Raw genomic sequence first — 20,295 nt, 5'->3', positions numbered from 1 at the left:
ATAACAAGCCAACAATCCAGATCGCCCCGCGATGTGCATTGCTGCCATTCGTTGCACGCAGCATTGTCACTTCACCTTCGCGGCCAATACGTGCAAGCTGTTCACGTAGCCGTTGTGAAGGCTTTTGACCAACTGCCGCACGCGCCAGCGCAAGGAACGTTGGCCGTAACGAATGCGCCGAACGCAGCATGGTGTCGAGGTTGAGATCGCGATGTGCACCGCTTCCGCGCCGGTCCACCAGCGCGGGTTTCGGCGTGAGACTCGCTTCATCGATCAACGCGTTCACTGCAAGATCCGCGAGGGTCGACGGATCGCGGGCAACATCGATCAATACAGGTTGAGTGCAGGCCATCGTGGTTCACCAGCTGCGGAATTGTGCTGGCGGCTGATACAGCCCGCCCGACCACGCAACCAGATCGTCGATACTCCGTGCGGCCAGCAACGAGCGCTTCGCTTCTCCGCGCCGGATTCCGAGGTCTTCCGGGTACGCAACAATGCCCCGTCGCCGCAATTCCGCTGTCTTGGCAGGATCGGCGCGCATGCCGATGGGTGTAACTCCCGCCACCGCGCGCAACGCCGCACGGCGCTCTTCCACGCCTTCGGCGGCGTGCAGATACGCGATCCCTTCTTCCGTCACGACATGACTCACGTCGTCGCCATAGATCATGACCGGGGCTATCGGCATGTTGCTTTGCTTGCCGACTGCGATGGCATCAAGGGCATCGACAATAGTCGGCTCGCCGCCCTTCTTGAAGGTCTCGGCGGTTTGAACAACCAGCTTGTGCCCGCGCCCGATCGCGCTATTCGGCCCATCGTTTTTCATTAACTTCAGCCACGCTTCGCTCGAATGGCGGCGCCCGCGTGGATCGTGTCCCATGTTGGGCGCACCGCCAAATCCGGCAAGGCGGCCAAGCGTGACAGTCGACGAATTCGCGTCGGCGTCCATTTGCAACGTCGAGCCGATAAACAGATCGACGCCATATTGGCCGGCGAGCTGGCACAACACACGGTTTGAGCGGAGGCTGCCGTCGCGGCCCGTGAAGAACACATCCGAGCGTGCTTCGATGTAATCCTCCATCCCCACTTCGCTGCCGAAGCAATGCACGCTTTCCACCCAGCCGCTCTCGATGGCCGGGATCAGCGTGGGGTGCGGATTGAGCGCCCAGTGCGTGCAGATCTTGCCCTTCAGTCCATGCGCCGCACCATAAGTGGGCAACAGCAATTCAATCGCGGCGGTGTCGAAGCCAATGCCGTGGTTCAACGCCGCCACGCCATAACGCTCGTAGATGCCGCGTATGGTCATCATTGCCATGAGAATCTGCAACTCGCCGATATGACGCGGGTCACGCGTGAACAGCGGTTCGACGGCAAACGGCCGGTCGGCCTGCACGACGACATCGACCCATGAGCCGGGGATATCGACGCGCGGCAGTTCGTCGACGATCTCGTTCACCTGCGCCACCACGATGCCATGACGGAACGCGGTCGCCTCAACAATGGTCGGCGTGTCCTCGGTATTCGGACCCGTATACAAATTGCCGTGGCGATCGGCCTGCACCGCACAGACCAGCGCGACTTGCGGCGTCAGGTCGATAAACATGCGTGCATACAGTTCTATATACGTATAGATCGCGCCGATCTCGAGTTGCCCGTCTTCGAGCAACTGCGCGACACGCAGACTTTGCGGCCCCGCAAACGAGAAGTCCACCTTGCGCGCGATGCCGCGCTCGAACAGTGTCAGATGCTCGGGCCGGCTGATGCTGGAAATCAGCAGATGAACGTCATGCACGCGGGCCGGATCGAGCTTCGCAAACGCACGCGAGAGGAAGTCAGCTTGCTTCTGGTTGTTGCCTTCCAACGCGACACGATCGCCGGATTGAATCAGTGTTTCGAGGGCGTCGACAATGCGCTCTGCCTTGAGCACGCCATTGTCGAGCCAGCCTTCGATTGCCTTCAGGCGCCGTGCCTTTTCCAGCGCACGCGTGTTCCACTGGCGCGGTGCTGGGGTGGTGCCGTCTTGTGCGGGGGGATTCATGCGGTGGCCTCGGTGTTGGGCAGGATCAGCGAAACGAAATCAGCGTTTAGTCTGACCGCGAAGTGGAAGGACGGCGGCGCTTCTTGGGCTGCGTGGCTTGAGCCTGCATTTGCGCGTCGTGGAGAAAACGATAAACCAATTCGCCCGTGGCAAGCAGATGGCGTGCGACCAGTGTTTGCGCCGCTTCGGTATCGCGGGCGTGCAGTGCGTCGAGAATGGCTTCGTGCTCGGCGTCGGACTGCCCCTTGAACGTGGGCATGCCGAACTTGAGTCGCAAATAGCGCTCGCCCCGCCGATGCATCGTACCAATCAATTCCATCAGGTGAGGGCGCTCAGCGGGTGCATACAGGCTCATGTGGAACTGTTCATTTCGTACTACGTAGAGCGCCTGGTCCTGTTCGTTGGCCGCGGCCACCAGCAATTCGCGGGCCTCGGCCAGCGTTGCATCTGTATGACGCTCGATCGCAATGCCGATCGCCAGACTTTCCAGTGAAGCGCGGATCTCATAGATCTCGCGGGCCTCATCTGGCGATTGCAGGCTGACCGACGCACCGCGATTCTGTTCAATGGTGACCCAGCCTTCGCTGTCCAGTTGCCGGAACGCCTCGCGTACCGGAATGGCGCTGACGGAGAACTGCCTGGCTATGGCGTCCTGGCGCAGCGGCTCACCCGGCAACAGCGTTCCTTCGACGATAGCCGATCGCAACGCGTCCGCTATATAACGCGACGTGCTTTGACGCGGCTCGAAATGCGCCTCGCGAAACAGGGGATTCAGGTCGTTTTTCATGCTTTTTTCTACCGATGCTAGGTACAAGTGCGGAGTGGTCAACAGCTCGTTTTCAAATATTATATATGAAAATGCACTTTTGGGGGATGGGAAGCAAAACCGGTCCTTTTAGCGCAGACGCCCGGATTGACGAACAGAGTGCGTCGTTTATACCGGGCGCACATCAGGCTCATACACGTTTACACCTACCAGGAAGACAGTTATGCCAAGCATGCTCGAACGTTCGACCGGCGCCACCCGGCGCACCCGTACGCCACTTAACCGGACACAGATCGTAGGCTTCTGGGGTGCCTGGGCAGGCTGGACGCTCGATGGCATGGATTCGTTCATCTATGCACTGGTGCTGGCGCCCGCACTAACTGAACTGCTGCCGAAGTCCGGCTATGCGGCCACGCCCGCGAATGTGGGTCTGGCAGGATCGATACTGTTCGCGCTGTTCCTGGTGGGTTGGGGGCTGTCGTTCATCTGGGGTCCGCTTGCCGACCGCTTCGGGCGCACCAAAGTGCTCGCTGCGACCATCTTCACCTTCGCGATCTTTACCGGACTCGCTGCGACTTCCCATACCGTGTGGGAGTTGGGTATCTATCGCTTTCTCGCGGGCGTGGGGATTGGCGGGGAGTGGGCGCTGGCCGGGACTTATGTGGCGGAAGCGTGGCCGGAGGATCGTCGCAAGATGGGCGCGGGGTATCTCCAGACGGGGTATTACGCGGGCTTCTTCATTGCCGCCGCACTTAACTACACGATCGGCGCGACCTTTGGGTGGCGCGCGATGTTCCTGGTCGGCATCGTGCCTGTGATCGTCTCCATCGTCGTGTTGCTGCGCGTGAAGGAAACCGAGAAGTGGCAGAAGGTCGAAGCGACCGTGGTGAAGCAGGCGAGTTCGCTGCGATCGATCTTCTCGGCGCAATACCGGCGGCGCACCATCGTTGCGACTGTGTTGCTGACTGTTGCGATTATTGGGCTGTGGGCTGGCGCGGTGTATGAACCGTCGGCGGTCATTCAACTTGCGACGAAGGCCGGCATGACGAAGGCGGACGCTTCCAGGATGGCGTCGATTGCGACGGGGTTGTTGTCCATCGGCACGATCATTGGCTGTCTTGCATTGCCGCCAATGGCTGAACGTATCGGCCGCAAACTTACGCTCGCGGTGTACTTCGTGGGTATGGCAGTGTCGATCGCACTGGCGTTTGGTTGGGCGTTTTATCTGGAGAATGGACTTGTGCCGTTCATCGCACTGCTGGTGGTGCTGGGCTTCTTCGGCGGTAACTTCGCGTTGTTCAGCTTGTGGCTGCCGGAGCAGTTCGAAACACGCGTGCGTGCCACGGCGTTTGCGTTCTGTACATCGATAGGACGCTTCTTCGGGGCAATCGTGAACTTCGGGATTGGCGCGATGGTGCTGCACATGAAAACGCTAGGCGTGCCCATTGCGCTGACCGCGATCGCGTTTGTGATCGGGCTGGCGGTGATTCCGTTTGCGCCGGAAACGAAGGGGCAGGATTTACCTAACTAAGCCCTTTACTCGAAACGACGCGCCAACAAACAAAGGATTTCATACATGAGCGTGGCGGCGACGAGTGCGGTATTGCCGCTCGGATCATAGGGCGGCGACACCTCCACCACGTCGCCGCCGACCCAGTTCAAACCATCAAGCCCGCGCAGCAGCGCCAGCGTTTCGCGCGTCGTCAGTCCACCTATTTCAGGCGTGCCTGTACCCGGCGTATAGACCGGATCGAGGCCGTCGACATCCAGTGAAAGATACGTCGGGCCATCGCCCACGACCTTACGCGCTTCATCAATGATCGCGCCTACTCCCCGTGCTTCAAATTCTTCGATAAAGATCACACGCATACCGCTTTCAAGCGAATACCGCCAGCCTTCGTCGGAATTCTGTGCGCCGCGAATTCCGATCTGGATGGTGCGCTTCGGGTCGAGCAAGCCCGCTTCCACCGCGCGGCGAAACGGCGCGCCGTGCGTAAATTTCGATCCCTTGAAACTATCCCACGTGTCAGTGTGCGCATCGATATGCACCATGCCGATAGGTTGCTTCGGCGCCATCGCCTGGAAGATCGGGTACGTTATTGAATGGTCGCCACCCGCGCTCAAGGCAATTTTGCCGGCCGCGAACACGGGTTCGAAGAAACGCCGGATGTCCTCATGCGACCGTTCGAGATGGTAGAGGTCGGTGAACGGGACATCGCCTATATCACCCACGCGGCAAACATCGAACGGATTAAAACGCGTCACATGATGGATCGCACGCGTCATGCTCGACATGTTGCGGATCTCGCGCGGACCGAACCGCGCTCCCGGACGGGCAGTCACGCCGCCGTCGAACGGCACGCCGGCCAGCACAATATCGAGTTCATTGAAATCCGTGCAATACGGCACGCGCATGAATGTAGGGATGCCGCTGAAGCGGGGTAACGCCATCTGGCTTCGATCGGTGCCGGGCATGATGTTCTCGTCAGAAGGTAGGCGGTGTATTGGTCCACAGCACCCGTGCAACGGTCTTGCCGGGGTTGCGATAACTGTGTGGAACGGTGCTGGGGAAATAGAAGGTGTCGCCGGCTTGCAGCAGATAACATTCATCGCCAAGCGTCAGTTCGAACTGGCCCTCGATCACATAACCCAGTTCCTCGCCGGCGTGGCTGATCTGTTCGTCGCTGCTCGCAAGCGGTTCGATCACGTGGATATCGCTTTGCAGCAACTGTCCCGCCGAGGGCACGATCACCCGTTCCAGCATGATCGAAAGACGCTTGCCAGCCGACGGAAACTCCGCGGTGGGACGCTCGTTTGCGCGCTGCACGGGCGACGTATTGATGTCCGGTCCCGAGACGAGCGCGCCCACGTTGGTCGACAACGCCAGTGCAATCTTGTGCAGCGTCGCAAGCGAGGGCTGCGCGTGGCCGCCCTCGAGTTTGGACAACATGCTCTCCGAACAACCCGCTTCCGCCGCAAGCGCTTTGAGCGTCAACTGCTTGACCATGCGCGCGTGTTTCAGGCGTACGCCGAGCGTGGCGGACGGATCAGGCTGAACCTCGGGCGGCTTGCTCGCGGCCCGGCGCGGGCTCGCTGGTTTGCGTGCTGCGGTTTTTTTTGTGGCCACCGGGAGGCTCTTCCTAAAAGTAAGGGGATCTACGCGAGCACCGTGAACTCGACTTCCAGCGGATTCAACGCGTTGATCGGAATAATATCCTGCGGGCACGCCGACATGACCACGACGCAATCCATCAACGCCTTGATCTCCACGTAATCACCTGCCTTCGATACCGGCGCAAGCCATTCGATTGAATAGTCCGGCCTGATTGGAATGTTCATCCACAGGTTGAACGGTTGCGGCACTTCGCGTGCACGCAGGCCGATCGCTTTCAGCGCGAGCCGCATGTTGTCGGCGCAGTTGTCGTGATAGCCGTGCACGCCCAGGTTCTTGTAGCGGTACAGATCGCACGCGGCCATCAACGTGTCGTGCACGCCCGGCGAGGTATCCGTGACCATCTCCGCAATCGGCCGCCGATGATTGGTCATCAGCGGATCGCCGGCTTGCGGAATGACTTTGTCGAGCGATGCGCGGGCATGTTCGAACGACAGGAATTCGTCGAGGTGACTGGCGTTGAAGATCCACGTATCGCAGACCTGGGTGCCGTGCGTGTTCGTGATGCGGATCGTCTGGCCCGACTGCACCTTGACCGCGCGGCCATTGCGCGCCGGCACCGTGTAGGTCTTGCCGATCTCGGGCGTGCCATCGGCGGAAATGGGTTCATGTAGCGTGGCGTTTTCGCCAAGTGCATGGCTGTTGTCGTGATGATGTTCAACGTGGGGCGTGCTCATGGTGACTCCTTCAGTCGTATCGGTTTCAAGGTGCTTCGTTGCAGAGATGAACCAGGCAATGCGCTAACGCACGGGCGCCCAGTACGAGATGATCGTCGTCGGTGGCTTCCAGCGGGTTGTGGCTGATGCCGCCGCGACTCGGAACAAACAGCATCGCGCTCGGGCAATGTTTCGCGAGGTACATGGCGTCGTGGAAGGCGCCTGATGTGATGCTAAGTGAAGGCGCGTCGAGCGCGTCGCAAGCATCGGCTACGCGTTGGATCACGGCGGGCGCGAAGTCCACGGGCGGATGGATGAACAGCGCTTCCGATGTCACCGCGTGCCGTGCGAGGCAATTCGCAAGCTGCGTATCGAACGAGTGGAGCACCGACGGGTTCGGGTGACGGAAGTCGATGGTAAACGTCACTTCCGATGCAATTGTGTTGATCGAATTCGGCAGCACGCTCCAGCGGCCGAAGGTGATGCGGGTATCGTTGCCACCTAGTTGGTACGCGAAGGCCGCGATCTCGGCGCGAATACATACGGCAAGCGTCATCGCGTCGTGGCGGGCGTGCATGGGCGTGGTGCCGGCGTGTGCCGCGACACCCCTGCAACGCACCGCATACCATCGCACGCCCTGGATTCCCTTCACCACGCCCAGCGGAACATTGGCGAGTTCCAATAAAGGTCCTTGTTCTATGTGCAATTCGATAAACGCGTGCGCGGCCGTTTCCGCAACGCGTGTCTCGAGCGACGGGAACGCTTCACGATGCGCAGCGAGCGCGCTGTCGAGCGAGATGCCATCGGAGTCTTTCGCCTGGCCGTAGCGCTCGATCAATGCCGGATCGACGAACGCGCTTGACCCCATCGCGCCCGGCTGAAAGCGCGTGCCTTCTTCGTTGGTCCATGCGACTACTTCCAGTGGGCGGCGCGTACGGATACCCGCGTCGTTGAGTGCGGCAACACATTCGAAGGCCGCTAGTACGCCGTAGCAGCCGTCGAGCTTGCCACCCGTCGGCTGGGTATCGACATGGCTGCCCGTCATCACCGGCGGAAGGTCTTCAACACTGGGACGGCGGAAAAACAGGTTTGCGCAAGCGTCGGTACGGACCGTGCAGCCGAGTTCGACCGCACGATTGACCAGAAAACGCCGCGCGTCGATATCAATAGGTGACAGCGCCGGCCGATCCACGCCCCCATCGTCACGCGCGCCAAAACAAGCGAGCGTCTCTATGGATTCGAGCAGACGCGATGCATCGATATAAGAGGCCGCCTTGAGTGCGTCGCTGGACATCACGCGACCCCTCCGACGGCGGTCAGGCTGCGGTCGAACCACGGTTTCAGAAACTGCTGTAAACGCGGCGTGCGGGTGTTGCCAAAAATCTGTTCAGGCGGCCCAGCCTCCACTATCTGCCCGGCTTCCATGAACACCACGTGGTCTGAGATCTTGGCGGCGAAACTCATTTCGTGCGTGACCATGACCATCGTCATGCCGTCTTGCGCAAGCGATCGGATCACGCTCAATACTTCTTCCACCAGTTCGGGATCGAGCGCCGAAGTGGGTTCGTCGAGCAGCATGACTTCCGGTTCGATCGCCAATGCGCGAGCGATGCCCACGCGTTGCTGCTGCCCGCCGCTCAAGGACGCGGGGTATGCATTGGCTTTCTCAGCGAGGCCAACGCGTGTCAGTGCGGCCAGCGCCTGTTTATGAGCATCGGCCTTGCCCGTTTTCTTGGACAGCACCAGCGGCGCGGCCACGTTACCGAGCACGGTCATGTGCGGCCAGAGATTGAATTGCTGAAACACCATGGACACAGGCCGACGCACTTCCGCGATGCTCTTTTCACTATCGCGATCACGTTCCGAACGCCCGGCTGAGCGATATCCGAGCAACTGTCCTTTGATCCACACCTCGCCTTCGTCGTAGGCTTCGAGAAAGTTCATGCAACGCAACGCGGTTGTCTTGCCGGAACCTGAAGGTCCGATCAGCGAGACGATTTCACCGCGCGTCACGGCGAGATCGATGCCCTTGAGCACGTGATTAGCGCCATACGATTTACCCACGGCACGTAGTTCGAGAATGGGCAATGAACTCATGAGGTTTTCCGCGAAGGGGCGATCAGCGCCTGCGCCCATCGGGCAGCGAGCGCGATACATTGCGTGAGGAGCCAGTAGCACACGATCAACATCGCGTACGGAGCGATGTACGTATAAGTGGACGAGACTATGTCGCTCGCTGTCATCGTCAGCTCGGGCACGGTGATGATCGACGCCACGGCGCTTTCCTTGATCACGAGAATGGTTTGGTTGGCCAGCAGCGGAATAGCGAACGCAATAGCCTGAGGCATTTCGATGCTGCGAAAAGCAGCCCATCGGTTGATGCCAAAAGCGCGAGCCGCTTCCCCATGTCCGCGCGGAATGCTGGCCCAGCCTGCACGAAAAATCTCCGCGAAATACGCGGCTGAATAAAATGCCAGTGACACGATCGTGGCCTGAACCGCAGTCATGGTGATCCCGATCACCGGCAAGCCGAAGTAGACGATCACCAGTTGCGACAGATACGGCGTACCACGCACGAGCCACACATACGCGCGATAAGGCGCTGCAAGCCAACGCGGGAACCGCAGCCGCAGCGCATTGAGTACGAAGCCGCCCAGCGCGCCCATGAAGGCCGCGAGCAAGCTGACCTCGAGCGTCACGAGGATGGCGTCGGCGAAGCGCGGTATGAGCGCGAGGAAACTGTTCATGGTCGGCTCAGGCTCGTCGCGCCACGCGCCGTTCGATACCCCGGCCCGCAAGCGACAGCAGTGAGGTAATCGCGAGATAGAAGCAGGCCGCGAGCGTATAGACCTCGAGCGGCCGATAACTGACCGAAGACAATTGCTGCCCGACGCGCATCAGGTCCGTCACTGCAATCACTGATACCACCGCTGAAGCCTTCACGATATCGATCATTTCCGACACCAGCGCCGGCAGCGTCAACGCGACGACTTGCGGAATCTCCACATGCCACAAGGTCTGGCGGCGCGTGAGATTGAAGGTCTGCGCCGCCTCGATCTGTCCACGCGGAATTGCGCGAAAACCGGTGCCGAGGATCTGCGACTGATACGCCGCTGTATTCATCGATAAACCCACGGCCGCCGCGACCACGCCGGGGATGGCCCACCCCAGTCCCGAGGGCACGTAATAAAACACCAGCAATTGCGCGAGCACAGGCGTGCCGCGAAAGAGGCTCACATAGACGCGCGCGGCCGCGGCCAGCGTACGGCTGTTGCTCGCGGACATCATGTAGATGAAGATGCCCGCGAAGAAACCGCACGCCACCGCAACCGCTGAGAGCCATAGCGTCGTGATCGCGCCGTCCAGCAGTTGCGGCAGATAGCCGAGACAACGCGCGAGGAGATCGGGTGGGTTCATGGGTTCGATGCTCGTTGGTACCTGATTACATCGACGGTTCGGGCATCGCGTCGGCGGGGACGTCCATGGTTGTACCAAACCACTTCATCTGCAGCGTTTTCATGGTGCCGTCATGATTCGCCCGGGCAATGCCGTCGCTGAAGAGCTTGAGCAGCGTTGCGCTGTCCGCGTCCTTGCGCGCGACCCACGCGAAATAGCTCTTCGGTCCAATGCTTTGGGGTAATACGGTGAACACGCCCGGACGCGATTTCAGCAACGGTCCAAGATTTGCGACCGATTGCGCGACTGCGTCCAGCCGGCCGACCGCGAGGTCCGCATAGGCTTCGTCGAAGGCGACGTATTGCTTGATCTGCTTGATGCCCGGGCCGCCGGTGGCCTTCAGGTTCTTGTCGAGCGTCATGAGCGCCTGCAATTGCGCCGAGCCCGTTTGCGATCCGACGATCTTGCCGTTCAGGTCATTAGGAGACTTGATGGAAGCTTCGTTCGAACGCACCAGGACGCCCGCGGTTGCGTCGGCAATGGGTAGCGTGAACGCGAAATGGCTCGCCCGATCCTTGTTGACGGTGACGGCGGTAATCACCATGTCAAAGCGCTTGGCATCAAGGCCCGGCAGCAAGCCCTGGAACGGCAGGTCGAGTTGCTTTAGCTTGACGTCGGGTAATGACTTCAGCACGTACTGCAGGAGGTCAGTGTCGTATCCCACGATCTTGCCGTTCTCAACGGATTCGAACGGCGCATAACGCGCCTCGGTTCCCACCGTGATTTCCTTGTTTGCCTTGACGCGGGCAAGCAGGTCGCCGGTTTGCGCGTGACCTGAAATCGACGCGCACAGCGCCAGCGCGCCGGTCATCGACAAGACAAACCTATGAAGTGACTTATGCATGATGCTCCCGTGCGGCGACGCCGCAAAGAGGGGTTAGTGAATTAAATTCAAGTTACTTGAATGAAATTCACTATGCATGAAGTGTGCCACATGAAAAAGACCTGCGGGCGTGTTTTTTGGCCTGGCCGGTGTGCACCGGAGTGGGATTCGAACGCATTCAGGCACCGATAAAGTGCCGTCATGCACAAGACAACGGCAACAAGGCCACGTGTTTAAACGAAAGAGGGAGGGATACGACGAGATCTCGCCGATCACCGTTTGAAGCGCGTTTATCAACGCGCACCGAGGCTGGCTGCCCCGGGTTTATCGAAACGTGAGGAAGTGACGGGGCCCGCGGGCCCCAGAGGTGTTCACGCTGCAGTCGCGCTCGCTGCCACTGTATGTAAGTGCTTCAGCGCTTCGCCATTTTCACGAAACAAATGCGCATGGCGGACGCCAAAGCCGGCGTCGATGGATTGTCCGTCGACCGCCGTTGATTCGCCCGACCCCTTCACCTGGATCGTTGCATCGCCGTCCAGATCCACATGCAGCAGCGTCTCGCCGCCCAAGTGCTCGACGACTACGACTTTCCCTGACAACATCCCTTGCGCACCGCTTGCCGCGGTTTCCGCCAGATGCTCCGGGCGGATGCCGAAGGTCAGCGTATCGCCGGTCTTCACGCCATCTGCATTGAACGGCAGCGTGATGGGCGTGCCGCCCGGCAAGCCGATCGTCACGCCCGCAGCATCCGCGCGCTGCACCGTGACGGGCAGAAAATTCATCTTCGGCGAGCCGATGAACCCCGCCACAAAACGATTCACCGGCGTTCTGTAAAGCGCCAGCGGCGAGCCTATCTGTTCGACCTTGCCCTGATTCAGCACAACAATGCGATCCGCCATGGTCATGGCTTCGGTCTGGTCGTGCGTGACATAAATCATCGTTGCATTGAGTTGCTTGTGCAGCTTGATGAGTTCGAGCCGCATTTGTACGCGCAACGCTGCGTCGAGATTGGACAGCGGTTCGTCAAAGAGAAACACCTTTGGTTCACGCACGATCGAGCGTCCGATCGCCACCCGCTGGCGCTGGCCACCGGACAAAGCGCGTGGCTTGCGTTCAAGCAGTTGTTCAATCTGCAGTATCTGTGCCGCGCGCTGCACGCGTTCCTTGATCTGTGCTTCAGGCAGCTTGATCATCCGTAGTCCGAACGCAATGTTCTCGTAGACCGACATGTGCGGATAGAGCGCATACGACTGAAACACCATGGCCACGCCACGCTGCGACGGTTCCAGGTCCGTGACGTCTTCACCGCCAATCAGTACTTGTCCTGAATCGCTGCGTTCCAGGCCGGCAATGGTGCGAAGCAGCGTGGACTTACCGCAGCCGGAAGGACCGACAAACACCATGAATTCACGGTCAGTTACGGCAATGTCCACGCTCTTCAACACTTCCGTACCGGCAAACGTCTTGCGGATTTGATGCAATTGCACTGCACTCATGCGTGTCTCCTTCAGATGCTCGTGCCGTGATCGGCCAAGCAATGGAACGGGCGTTGGCGCACGGCTTTGCCTTGCAATGCAGCATGCAACGCCTTAGCTAATTTGTTCTTGACAACCTGTCCGCGTCCAAATATACAATTGTAAAACTGAAATTACAAGTGAAACGAGGCCCGGAAGAAATCGGTGGAAACGAAGGCAGCGGAATGCAGGATCGTCATGAAAGGTGATAGGCGTCAGCCGTGAGGAGCCGCTTCAAGCAGCTCAACCGGCCTTGATCGTTATTGGGCATTTTAAGAAGAACCACCCAGGAGACAAGCATGAAGAAGCGTTACACGCAGGCCACCGCTTTCGCGGTGCTGGGCGTCACGGCATCGTTGCTCGCGGTATCGAATGCGTCCGCCTGGACGTTGAAAGAAGCGGCCGAACCGTATTCGGGTACCACCATCAAGGCGGTTTTCCTCGACCGCCCCGGCTACAAGGCGGCCTCGGCGCTGATCCCGCAATTCGAGAAAGAGACCGGCATCAAGGTGCGCACGGAAGTGGTCCCTTACGAGAACACGCGCGAGAAGGAAGTGCTCAACTTCGTGGGCGGAGGGGACCAGGACGTCGTGCTGGTGGATGTCGTGTGGATCGGTGAATTCGCGAGCAACAAGTGGCTCGTACCCATCAAGACCTTCACGGACAACCCCAAGCTTGCTGACCCGAAGCTCAACCTGCCGGACTTTTTCCCGATCCTGCTCGACTCGTTCGGCACCTGGGACAAGACCACATACGGCCTGCCCTTCGATAACTACTCGGGCCTGATGTTCTACAACAAGTGCATGTTGAAGGACGCGGGTTTTAACGAACCGCCGAAGACCTGGGACGAACTGCTCAACGTCTATGCGCCGAAACTGACCAAGGCCGACAAGAACCAGTTCGCGTTCGCGCTGCAATCGCGCCGTGGAGAAACGCAATCTGCCGATAGCTTCATGCGCATGCTCTGGCCGAACGGCGGCTCGCTGCTCGATGCCAAATTCAAGTCGAACCTGATGTCGCCGCAATCGCAGGCAGGGCTTGAATACCGGCAGAAACTGATGAAGTACATGCCACCGGGCATTGTCGACTATGACCATGCGGAAGCCGTGAATGCGCTCGCGCAAGGGCAGGTCGCCATGATCACCGAGTGGTCGGCGTTCTACCCGACGCTCACGGACCCGAGTAAGTCGAAGATCGGCAACTGCCTGGCGATCACGACCGAACCGAAGGGGCCTGCGGGCCTGAAGCCGGCGCTCGGCGGCTTCTCGCTGGCGGTGAACGCGAAGTCGAACGCGAAGAAGCAGGCCGCGTCGTGGCTCTTTATCCAGTGGATTACGTCGGCCGAAATGGCGAAGCCGTATCTGGATGCAGGCGGTGTCAGCGGACGCATGGCGGTCTATAAAGATCCCGCGGTGCAGGCGAAATTTCCGTTCGTGAAGCCGATGGTTGAATCGTGGCAAGGCGGCGTGCCTGACTACCGGCCGCGTTTCCCGGAATGGCCCGCAGTGTCTGAAGTGATCGGTGAATGGGGCAGCAAGATCATGCTCGGACAGGTGACGGTGAAAGACGGCGCGAAGACGATCGGCGACAAGACGGAAGAGATCCTGAACAAGGCGGGCTATTACGACGGCAAGAAGCCTTTGCTCAAGTAAAGCAGGCACGGCGAGGCGGCACCGGTGCCGTCTCGCTGCGCTCCCAGTCCCAGGACACCTTCCGCGGAGAAGATTCATGCTCAAGACCACGGTTCCCCCGGCGACCGGCGCGATGCGGCCGCGCCCGCGCGCCCGCTTTCGTTTCATGCCGCGTTCGCCCGCGTTCTGGTTTCTGTTTCCGGCGGTCGCGGCGCTGGCAATCATCGGCATCTATCCGCTGCTGCTCGCGGTCTACAACTCGTTTCATCAGTACAAGCTCGCCGATCTCGCTGCGGGCACGCCGTTCGTCGGACTCGATAACTACATTGCCACGCTCACCGATCCCTCGTTCTGGGGCGCGCTCGGTCGTACCGTGGTGTTCCTGTGCCTGACCCTGCCGATCGAGATTGCGTTCGGCATGTTCGCCGCGTTGATGCTGCATCGCTCGGGCTTGCCGTGGCTTCGTGTAGCCGCTCGCGTGGGCCTGGTGATCCCGATGGCGACAACGTACGCCGTGGTCGGCCTGATCGGACGGCTGATCTTCAACCGTCAGTTTGGCGTGGTCAACTATCTGCTGAGCCAGCTCGGCATCCCGCCGCTCGACTGGCTGGCGGACCCCACGCTTGCATTCGTCTCCGTGATGATCATGGACATCTGGCAATGGACGCCGTTCTGCGCGCTGATCCTGCTGGCAGGTCTTTCGATGGTGCCGAAGGAAGCAGAGGAAGCCGCGCGCCTGGAGACGCCGAAGTGGAGCAAGATCCTGTGGCATCTGCAACTTCCGTATCTCTTGCCGGGGCTAACCGCCATCCTGATCCTGCGTTCGGCCGACATGCTCAAGATGTTCGACGCAGTGTTCACCATGACCCGCGGCGGCCCGGGTACCGCGACTGAATTTATCAGCATCTATATCCAGCGTGTTGCATTCCGCCTCTTCGATCAAGGCATGGCGTCCGCCCAGGCGGTCCTGCTGCTGATCCTCACGATCGTGCTGTCGCGGCTCTACATTCGTTTCGTTTATCGGGAGGCTGTGTGAGCACATCAACGGATACCACTGCTGCCGTGGACCCATCCGCCCGTGCGCGCCGTGCGAGAAATGCACGGCGGCGCGCTACAGGATGGCATTTTGTCGGACTGCTGATCGTATTCCTCACCTCCGTGTTTCCGTTTTACTGGATGGTAACGACCAGCCTGAAGAGCCAGGCCGACGCGCTCGCCGTGCCGCCGGTCTGGGTGTTCACGCCAACGCTAAGCCATTATATTGACGCACTGTTCGAGCATGACGTGGCGCATAGTCTTCTGAACTCGCTGATCGTGGCGAGCAGCGCTACTTTCTTGTCTCTGCTGCTGGGCACGCCTGCTGCCTATGCACTTGCACGCTTCGAGTTTCGCGGCAAGGAGGACCTCTGGTTCTGGTTCATCTCGAACCGTATGGTGAGTCCCGTCGTGCTGGCGGTGCCGTTTTTCCTGATCGCGACCAAGCTGGATCTTGTCGATACGCATATTGTGCTGATCCTTCTGTATCTGACATTTTCCCTGCCTATCGTTGTATGGATCTGCACCGACCAGTTCCGCAGCATTCCCGTTGAACTCGATGAAGCCGCGCGCCTGGACGGCGCGTCGCCGTGGCGAATTTTCTGGCGCATCAACCTGCCGCTCGCCATGCCGGGCATTGTGGTCTCGGCAATCTTCGCATTTATCTTTTCGTGGAATGACCTGCTGTATGCACTGGTCCTCACGCGCACTGACGCCATTACGTCGCCGGTGGCCGCGACCAGCTACATGAGCGGCTACGAATTACCGTGGGGCGAGATCATGGCGACCGGTACGCTGATCGTGCTGCCTATGGTGGTGTTCGCGCTGGCCGTATCGGGACGGCTGGTGCAGGGGTTGACCATGGGCGCGGTGAAATGACGGGTGAAGTAAGCTCGGTCCGTCCCTACAGAAATCGATGAAGCTCATGAATAAACCCGCACCGTCCGCTGTCACTTCGCTTGCAGAACCTTCCATCGATACGTCCGTCGATCCCGAAGAGGAACTGCAGGCGCGAGTGGCCTGGCATTACTACGTCGGCAACCTGACGCAGCAGGAGATCGCGCAACATATTGGCAGCAACCGGGTGCGCGTCAACCGGTTGCTGGCCGCAAGCCGCGAATCCGGGATGGTGCAGATCACCATCAATAGCCGGATCGCGCCGTGCGTGGCGCTAGAAGAAGCGCTGACGAAACGCTTCGGCCTGGAGGCAGCGGTGGTTGTGCCCACAGGCGCGGACACCGACGCCAACATGGCCGCGCTCGGCATTGGCGCGGCGAACTATTTGTCGCGGCAGATAGAGGCGGGGCAGACGATTGGACTCGGTTGGGGGCGCACCATTCGCGCGGTGTTACGAGCGTTGCCGCAGCGCGCGTATGGGCCGATATCGGCGGTGTCGTTGCAGGGCGGCCTGTCGCATTGCCCGAGCATTAACACCTTCGACATCGTGTCGGACTTCGCCAATCTATGTCAGGCGGATGGCTTTTTATTCGCCGCGCCGATCTATGTGAGCAGTCAGAAAGTCCGCGACATGCTGCTGCAGGAAGACGCGGTACGTGAGACCTACGAACGTGCGCGCCAGGCCGACATGGCGCTGCTGACATGCGGCGATCTGACGGAGTCGCTGGTCGTGACCTACGGCATTAACGATCCCGAGCAAGTACGTACGCTCCAAAAAGCCGGTGCAGTGGGCGACATGCTCGGGCATTTCATGGATGCCGACGGAGAAGCGATCGATCATCCGTTGAACCGCCGTACGGTCGCGATCACGCTGGACGACCTGCGCAAGATTGGACGCGTCGTGCTGGTGAGCGGCGGCGCGAAGAAATTTGTCGTTACGCGAGCGGCGCTGCGCGGACGTTACCCGTCGGTGCTCGTCACCGACGAAGACACGGCGCAGCGTCTTTGCGACGAACCCTGAGAAAACGATGAGCGTGGACCGCAATCGCGAATTTGCCGGCAAGACCGTCCTCATCACGGGGGCAGGCAAGGGCATAGGGCACGTAACCGCGCTCCTGATGGCGGAGCGCGGCGCGCACGTGATTGCGTTGAGCCGGTCACAGCCGGACCTTGACGCATTGAGCAACACGATCCCTTGCAAGACGATCACCGTCGATCTTGCTGATGCCCCTGCCGCGCTCGCAGCGGCGCAGCAAGCGAGTGATGGGCAGCCCGTTGATCTGCTCGTGAACTGCGCGGGCATTGTGGAGCTGGAGCCTTTTCTCGATACATCCATCGCTTCGTTCGATCTCACTATGGCGGTCAACGTGCGCGCTGCGATGATCGTCGCGCAGGAATATGCACGTGGGGTGATCGCGCGAGGGACAGGCGGAGCGATCGTCAATGTGTCGAGCATCGCCGCGCAGGTCGGCACGCCGCTGCATGCAGCGTATTGCGCGTCCAAGGCAGCACTCGACGCGCTGACCCGCGTGATGGCGATCGAACTTGGCGTGCATGGCATTCGCGTCAACACGGTCAACCCGGTCGTCACCCTGACGCCGATGGCGGAGAAAGTCTGGAGCGAGCCGGCGAAATCCGCGCCCATGCTCGCCCGCATTCCCTTGCAGCGATTCGTGCAACCCGATGAAGTGGCGCGCACGATCGCCTACCTGCTCAGTAGCGACTCGAGCATGGTCAACGGCGTAAGCCTTGCTGTAGACGGCGGTTTTCAGGCCGGCTGATTTCACTACTCTTACTCATAGCAGAGGGCTTCAATCATGGAAGCACTGGTTCTCGAAGAAGCACGCCGTATCAGCTTGCGTCCGTTCACCTTGCCGCAAGTGGTCGGTGCGCGGGACGTACGGATTCGCATCAACACGGTCGGCATTTGCGGCAGCGATATCCATTATTACCAGCACGGCCGGATCGGACCGTTCGTTGTCAATGAGCCGATGGTCCTGGGTCACGAAGCAGCGGGAACCGTGATTCAGATCGGCGATGAAGTGAAGCACCTGAAAGTGGGGGACCGCGTCTGCATGGAGCCCGGCGTGCCCGACATGGAGTCACGCGCGTCTCGCGAGGGCATGTATAACCTCGACCCGAGCGTGCGTTTCTGGGCTACTCCGCCCGTGCATGGTTGCCTGACGCCGTTCGTCGTGCATCCGGCGGCGTTCACATTCAAGCTGCCGGACAACGTGAGTTTTGCGGAAGGCGCGATTGTCGAGCCATTGGCTATCGGCATGCAGGCGGCAACGAAAGCGAAGATAAAACCGGGGGATGTAGCCGTTATTCTCGGTGCGGGTACCATTGGCATGATGTGTGCGCTGGCCGCGCTCGCTGGGGGATGCAGTCGCGCGATCGTGTGCGATCTCGTGCCGGAGAAGCTGGCATTGATCGGCGGCGTGCAGGGCGTGACGGCAGTGAACATCCGCGACCAGCGCGTCCAGGACGTGGTGTCGGAACTCACCGGCGGCTGGGGCGCGAACGTTGTGTTCGAAGCGAGCGGCAACGAAAAAGCGTTCGAGGGCATTGTCGACCTGCTGTGTCCCGGCGGTTGCCTCGTCCTCGTCGGGATGCCGCAACAAGCCGTGCCTATCGATATTGTCGCGGTCCAGATCAAGGAAGTGCGAATAGAGTCCGTGTTCCGGTACGCCAATATGTTCCCACGTGCGATCCAGTTGATCGCATCGGGGAGACTCGACGTGAAGCCGTTCATCTCGCGCTCGTTTGCGTTCGCGGACGGCATCAAGGCGTTCGAGGAGGCGGCCAGCGGCAATCCCACCGACGTGAAGGTTCAGATCGTCATGGAATAGCGAGGGCGTTTTGATTCAGGTCCATTGCTCAAGCAATGGACCTTCGCGTCCTCCAACAGGATCGCTGCGTGGAAACGGCAACGCTTCCATCGCAGCGATTTCTCCCTCCGATAGCGCCTCGCGCCGGATGTCCCATTGCTGCCCTTCGGGGTACGCGCCGACCACCTGAAACCGTCCTTCCGTTGCTTGCAGGCAGTGGCCGGTTCCTGCTGGAAGCAGCACGACGTCGCCAGCGTCCAGCGAGACCACGAGACCGCTCGGTCCACCAATAATCACCTCCGCTTTTCCCGATATTGCCCCCAGCACTTCATGCGCCGTGGAGTGGAAGTGGTGATAGTCGAAGATGCTGTCGCGCCACTGCGGCGGCCATTGATTGCGTGCGAATAATGCTTCAAATTCCGGGCCGAGGTCCTTGCGGGAAGGGGAAAGCGCACGCCGGTAAACCAGTACCGGCAAGTGCCGGTTGTTCGGGACCCAAGCGTGCGGTGTGAGCCTGAGGATTTCATAGTCGAGGGTTGAAGCGTGACGGGCAGATTGAAGATCGTGCTTCATGAAAGCTCCTTGATCGAACCAGATGACGAAGGTTCTATCTACGCCAGCTTTTTACGTGCCCGTGCTCCGACGCGTGTCAGATAAAGCTTCCCGTCGTCGCGTTGAAAAAACTACTTCCTCATCGCCGGTCAAATGGCGCTCCGACAAATCTTCCAGAATCAATACTATTTACTGTCACATAGCTTTCATTAATGAAACTTACACTTCGCCTTCACCGCGTGCCCCCTAAACCGATGACTCAAACGCTGAGGCGTTTCAGTAACAGGGTGCGCTGGCCCCCACCCAATAGAAAACCGGACCAGACGACATGCAAGAGCTGCCCAACGTATCGCGCCGTAAAGCCCTCAAACTGCTCGTAGGCGCACCCATGCTGCCTCTAGGCGCGTTCTCCGTTTCCACCCTCTTGGCCGGCTGCGGCGGCGACAGCGCGACGGCACCCGCCACGTCGGCATCGTTCAAGTCCGCTTCGTTCGCTTCAATGGCAGCGCCGTCCCTCGTGGACGCGGCCGCCATGGCCACCACCACGGTCGGCTCAACGCTCAGCGTGACTTACAGCGACGGCACGACACAAGCGTACAAACTCGCCTACCAGCCGTTCTTCGTGACGGGTGACATGGTCCCGAACGGCAGCGGCAGCACGACGCTCGCCGGCGGTTATTACGACATCAACAATCAGCCCATCATCGATAAATCCGTGTCCGGCAAAGAGCGCCAGTTCTTCTCGGATTGCCCGGACGGCACGTCACTGCTCTCACTCGATAAAACCACTGTTGCGGGTATCAAGGGCCGCGCGGTATTTGCCGTCGTGCAGTTCGAATACGCGACGCGCGACCAGAGTCTCGTGTCGGCTTATGGACAACTGCCGTCGCCTATCGCCGTACTCACGCTCGATCAGGATCAGGCCAC

The 20,295-nt window shown here is 60.0% G+C and carries 20 protein-coding genes and 1 pseudogene; 8 read left to right on the top strand and 13 right to left on the bottom strand.

Annotated elements, in window-relative coordinates; genetic code table 11:
- The 3 genes from JWR14_RS33955 to JWR14_RS33945 form a co-directional block, all read right to left on the bottom strand.
- Nucleotides 1-352, bottom strand: a 352-nt coding sequence (locus tag JWR14_RS33955) for a triphosphoribosyl-dephospho-CoA synthase (RefSeq protein ID WP_299718226.1), incomplete at its 3' end; no start/stop codon positions are given.
- A 6-nt stretch (nt 353-358) separates the two neighbouring features.
- On the bottom strand, nt 359-2,035 hold the full coding sequence (gene mdcA, locus JWR14_RS33950) for a malonate decarboxylase subunit alpha (RefSeq protein ID WP_299718224.1): 1,677 nt from the start codon (nt 2,033-2,035) through the stop codon (nt 359-361).
- Between the two features lie 46 nt (nt 2,036-2,081).
- Entirely contained in the window at nt 2,082-2,822 is a 741-nt protein-coding gene (locus tag JWR14_RS33945; RefSeq protein ID WP_299718221.1) for a GntR family transcriptional regulator, read from the bottom strand.
- 202 nt (nt 2,823-3,024) lie between these two features.
- Here JWR14_RS33945 and JWR14_RS33940 point away from each other — a divergent pair, with 202 nt between their 5' ends.
- On the top strand, nt 3,025-4,332 hold the full coding sequence (locus tag JWR14_RS33940; RefSeq protein ID WP_299718219.1) for an MFS transporter: 1,308 nt from the start codon (nt 3,025-3,027) through the stop codon (nt 4,330-4,332).
- Between the two features lie 5 nt (nt 4,333-4,337).
- Here JWR14_RS33940 and speB read toward each other — a convergent pair whose 3' ends face one another.
- The 9 genes from speB to ugpC form a co-directional block, all read right to left on the bottom strand.
- Complete coding sequence (gene speB, locus JWR14_RS33935) at nt 4,338-5,276, bottom strand: agmatinase (RefSeq protein ID WP_299718216.1); 939 nt, start codon at nt 5,274-5,276, stop codon at nt 4,338-4,340.
- Nucleotides 5,277-5,286: 10 nt separating this feature from the next.
- Nucleotides 5,287-5,808, bottom strand: a complete 522-nt coding sequence (locus tag JWR14_RS33930; protein WP_299718228.1) for an XRE family transcriptional regulator — start codon at nt 5,806-5,808, stop codon at nt 5,287-5,289.
- Between the two features lie 149 nt (nt 5,809-5,957).
- The gene (locus JWR14_RS33925) at nt 5,958-6,650 is read right to left on the bottom strand and encodes an urea carboxylase-associated family protein (RefSeq protein ID WP_299718213.1); all 693 of its coding nucleotides are present in this window, start codon (nt 6,648-6,650) and stop codon (nt 5,958-5,960) included.
- Between the two features lie 25 nt (nt 6,651-6,675).
- Nucleotides 6,676-7,923, bottom strand: a complete 1,248-nt coding sequence (locus JWR14_RS33920; RefSeq protein WP_299718211.1) for a M20 family metallo-hydrolase — start codon at nt 7,921-7,923, stop codon at nt 6,676-6,678.
- Nucleotides 7,923-8,726, bottom strand: a complete 804-nt coding sequence (locus JWR14_RS33915) for an amino acid ABC transporter ATP-binding protein (protein WP_299718209.1) — start codon at nt 8,724-8,726, stop codon at nt 7,923-7,925. The genes JWR14_RS33920 and JWR14_RS33915 overlap by 1 nt, the downstream gene beginning before the upstream one ends.
- Nucleotides 8,723-9,376 carry an amino acid ABC transporter permease gene (locus tag JWR14_RS33910; protein ID WP_299718207.1) on the bottom strand — a complete coding sequence of 218 codons (654 nt, stop codon included), beginning with the start codon at nt 9,374-9,376 and terminating at the stop codon, nt 8,723-8,725. Before JWR14_RS33910 ends, JWR14_RS33915 begins: the two co-directional genes overlap by 4 nt.
- Before the next feature lie 7 nt (nt 9,377-9,383).
- On the bottom strand, nt 9,384-10,046 hold the full coding sequence (locus JWR14_RS33905; RefSeq protein WP_299718204.1) for an amino acid ABC transporter permease: 663 nt from the start codon (nt 10,044-10,046) through the stop codon (nt 9,384-9,386).
- Nucleotides 10,047-10,071: 25 nt separating this feature from the next.
- Complete coding sequence (locus JWR14_RS33900) at nt 10,072-10,929, bottom strand: transporter substrate-binding domain-containing protein (RefSeq protein ID WP_299718201.1); 858 nt, start codon at nt 10,927-10,929, stop codon at nt 10,072-10,074.
- 350 nt (nt 10,930-11,279) lie between these two features.
- Nucleotides 11,280-12,404, bottom strand: coding sequence for a sn-glycerol-3-phosphate ABC transporter ATP-binding protein UgpC (ugpC, locus tag JWR14_RS33895; RefSeq protein ID WP_299718199.1), 1,125 nt, complete (start codon nt 12,402-12,404; stop codon nt 11,280-11,282).
- 317 nt (nt 12,405-12,721) lie between these two features.
- On the opposite strand from ugpC, the gene JWR14_RS33890 reads away from it, so the two are divergent.
- The 6 genes from JWR14_RS33890 to JWR14_RS33865 all read left to right on the top strand — a co-directional run bounded on the left by JWR14_RS33890 (nt 12,722) and on the right by JWR14_RS33865 (nt 18,837).
- Nucleotides 12,722-14,074 carry a sugar ABC transporter substrate-binding protein gene (locus JWR14_RS33890; RefSeq protein WP_299718197.1) on the top strand — a complete coding sequence of 451 codons (1,353 nt, stop codon included), beginning with the start codon at nt 12,722-12,724 and terminating at the stop codon, nt 14,072-14,074.
- A gap of 76 nt (nt 14,075-14,150) precedes the next feature.
- A complete protein-coding gene (locus JWR14_RS33885; RefSeq protein ID WP_299718195.1) occupies nt 14,151-15,089 on the top strand; it encodes a sugar ABC transporter permease in 939 nt (312 codons plus the stop codon).
- Between the two features lie 26 nt (nt 15,090-15,115).
- The gene (locus tag JWR14_RS33880; protein ID WP_366144624.1) at nt 15,116-15,967 is read left to right on the top strand and encodes a carbohydrate ABC transporter permease; all 852 of its coding nucleotides are present in this window, start codon (nt 15,116-15,118) and stop codon (nt 15,965-15,967) included.
- A 46-nt stretch (nt 15,968-16,013) separates the two neighbouring features.
- Nucleotides 16,014-17,006, top strand: a complete 993-nt coding sequence (locus tag JWR14_RS33875; RefSeq protein ID WP_299718189.1) for a sugar-binding transcriptional regulator — start codon at nt 16,014-16,016, stop codon at nt 17,004-17,006.
- A gap of 7 nt (nt 17,007-17,013) precedes the next feature.
- Nucleotides 17,014-17,766: an SDR family oxidoreductase gene (locus JWR14_RS33870; RefSeq protein ID WP_299718186.1), complete on the top strand. Its 753-nt coding sequence runs from the start codon at nt 17,014-17,016 to the stop codon at nt 17,764-17,766.
- A 36-nt stretch (nt 17,767-17,802) separates the two neighbouring features.
- Nucleotides 17,803-18,837: an NAD(P)-dependent alcohol dehydrogenase gene (locus JWR14_RS33865; protein WP_299718183.1), complete on the top strand. Its 1,035-nt coding sequence runs from the start codon at nt 17,803-17,805 to the stop codon at nt 18,835-18,837.
- A gap of 15 nt (nt 18,838-18,852) precedes the next feature.
- Here JWR14_RS33865 and JWR14_RS33860 read toward each other — a convergent pair whose 3' ends face one another.
- Entirely contained in the window at nt 18,853-19,389 is a 537-nt protein-coding gene (locus JWR14_RS33860) for a cupin domain-containing protein (protein WP_299718180.1), read from the bottom strand.
- Nucleotides 19,390-19,696: 307 nt separating this feature from the next.
- Between JWR14_RS33860 and JWR14_RS33855 the strand changes: the two are divergent.
- A pseudogene (locus tag JWR14_RS33855) lies at nt 19,697-20,295 on the top strand (alkaline phosphatase); the annotation flags it as partial.

Origin of the sequence: Caballeronia sp. (genome assembly GCF_028292365.1) — a bacterium.
Lineage (GTDB): Bacteria > Pseudomonadota > Gammaproteobacteria > Burkholderiales > Burkholderiaceae > Caballeronia.
Note: the sequence above shows the minus strand (reverse complement) of the source record. Positions and strands in the feature narration are given on the sequence as shown.

Excerpts from the sequence above, each read along its gene's own strand:
- JWR14_RS33940 (WP_299718219.1), top strand. The coding sequence starts at position 3,025 with ATGCCAAGCATGCTCGAACGTTCGACCGGCGCCACCCGGCGCACCCGT.
- JWR14_RS33875 (WP_299718189.1), top strand. The coding sequence starts at position 16,014 with ATGAATAAACCCGCACCGTCCGCTGTCACTTCGCTTGCAGAACCTTCC.
- JWR14_RS33925 (WP_299718213.1), bottom strand. The coding sequence starts at position 6,650 with ATGAGCACGCCCCACGTTGAACATCATCACGACAACAGCCATGCACTT.
- JWR14_RS33860 (WP_299718180.1), bottom strand. The coding sequence starts at position 19,389 with ATGAAGCACGATCTTCAATCTGCCCGTCACGCTTCAACCCTCGACTAT.
- JWR14_RS33915 (WP_299718209.1), bottom strand. The coding sequence starts at position 8,726 with ATGAGTTCATTGCCCATTCTCGAACTACGTGCCGTGGGTAAATCGTAT.
- JWR14_RS33905 (WP_299718204.1), bottom strand. The coding sequence starts at position 10,046 with ATGAACCCACCCGATCTCCTCGCGCGTTGTCTCGGCTATCTGCCGCAA.
- JWR14_RS33945 (WP_299718221.1), bottom strand. The coding sequence starts at position 2,822 with ATGAAAAACGACCTGAATCCCCTGTTTCGCGAGGCGCATTTCGAGCCG.
- ugpC (WP_299718199.1), bottom strand. The coding sequence starts at position 12,404 with ATGAGTGCAGTGCAATTGCATCAAATCCGCAAGACGTTTGCCGGTACG.
- JWR14_RS33870 (WP_299718186.1), top strand. The coding sequence starts at position 17,014 with ATGAGCGTGGACCGCAATCGCGAATTTGCCGGCAAGACCGTCCTCATC.
- JWR14_RS33885 (WP_299718195.1), top strand. The coding sequence starts at position 14,151 with ATGCTCAAGACCACGGTTCCCCCGGCGACCGGCGCGATGCGGCCGCGC.
- mdcA (WP_299718224.1), bottom strand. The coding sequence starts at position 2,035 with ATGAATCCCCCCGCACAAGACGGCACCACCCCAGCACCGCGCCAGTGG.
- JWR14_RS33920 (WP_299718211.1), bottom strand. The coding sequence starts at position 7,923 with ATGTCCAGCGACGCACTCAAGGCGGCCTCTTATATCGATGCATCGCGT.
- speB (WP_299718216.1), bottom strand. The coding sequence starts at position 5,276 with ATGCCCGGCACCGATCGAAGCCAGATGGCGTTACCCCGCTTCAGCGGC.
- JWR14_RS33890 (WP_299718197.1), top strand. The coding sequence starts at position 12,722 with ATGAAGAAGCGTTACACGCAGGCCACCGCTTTCGCGGTGCTGGGCGTC.
- JWR14_RS33865 (WP_299718183.1), top strand. The coding sequence starts at position 17,803 with ATGGAAGCACTGGTTCTCGAAGAAGCACGCCGTATCAGCTTGCGTCCG.
- JWR14_RS33900 (WP_299718201.1), bottom strand. The coding sequence starts at position 10,929 with ATGCATAAGTCACTTCATAGGTTTGTCTTGTCGATGACCGGCGCGCTG.
- JWR14_RS33910 (WP_299718207.1), bottom strand. The coding sequence starts at position 9,376 with ATGAACAGTTTCCTCGCGCTCATACCGCGCTTCGCCGACGCCATCCTC.
- JWR14_RS33930 (WP_299718228.1), bottom strand. The coding sequence starts at position 5,808 with ATGGTCAAGCAGTTGACGCTCAAAGCGCTTGCGGCGGAAGCGGGTTGT.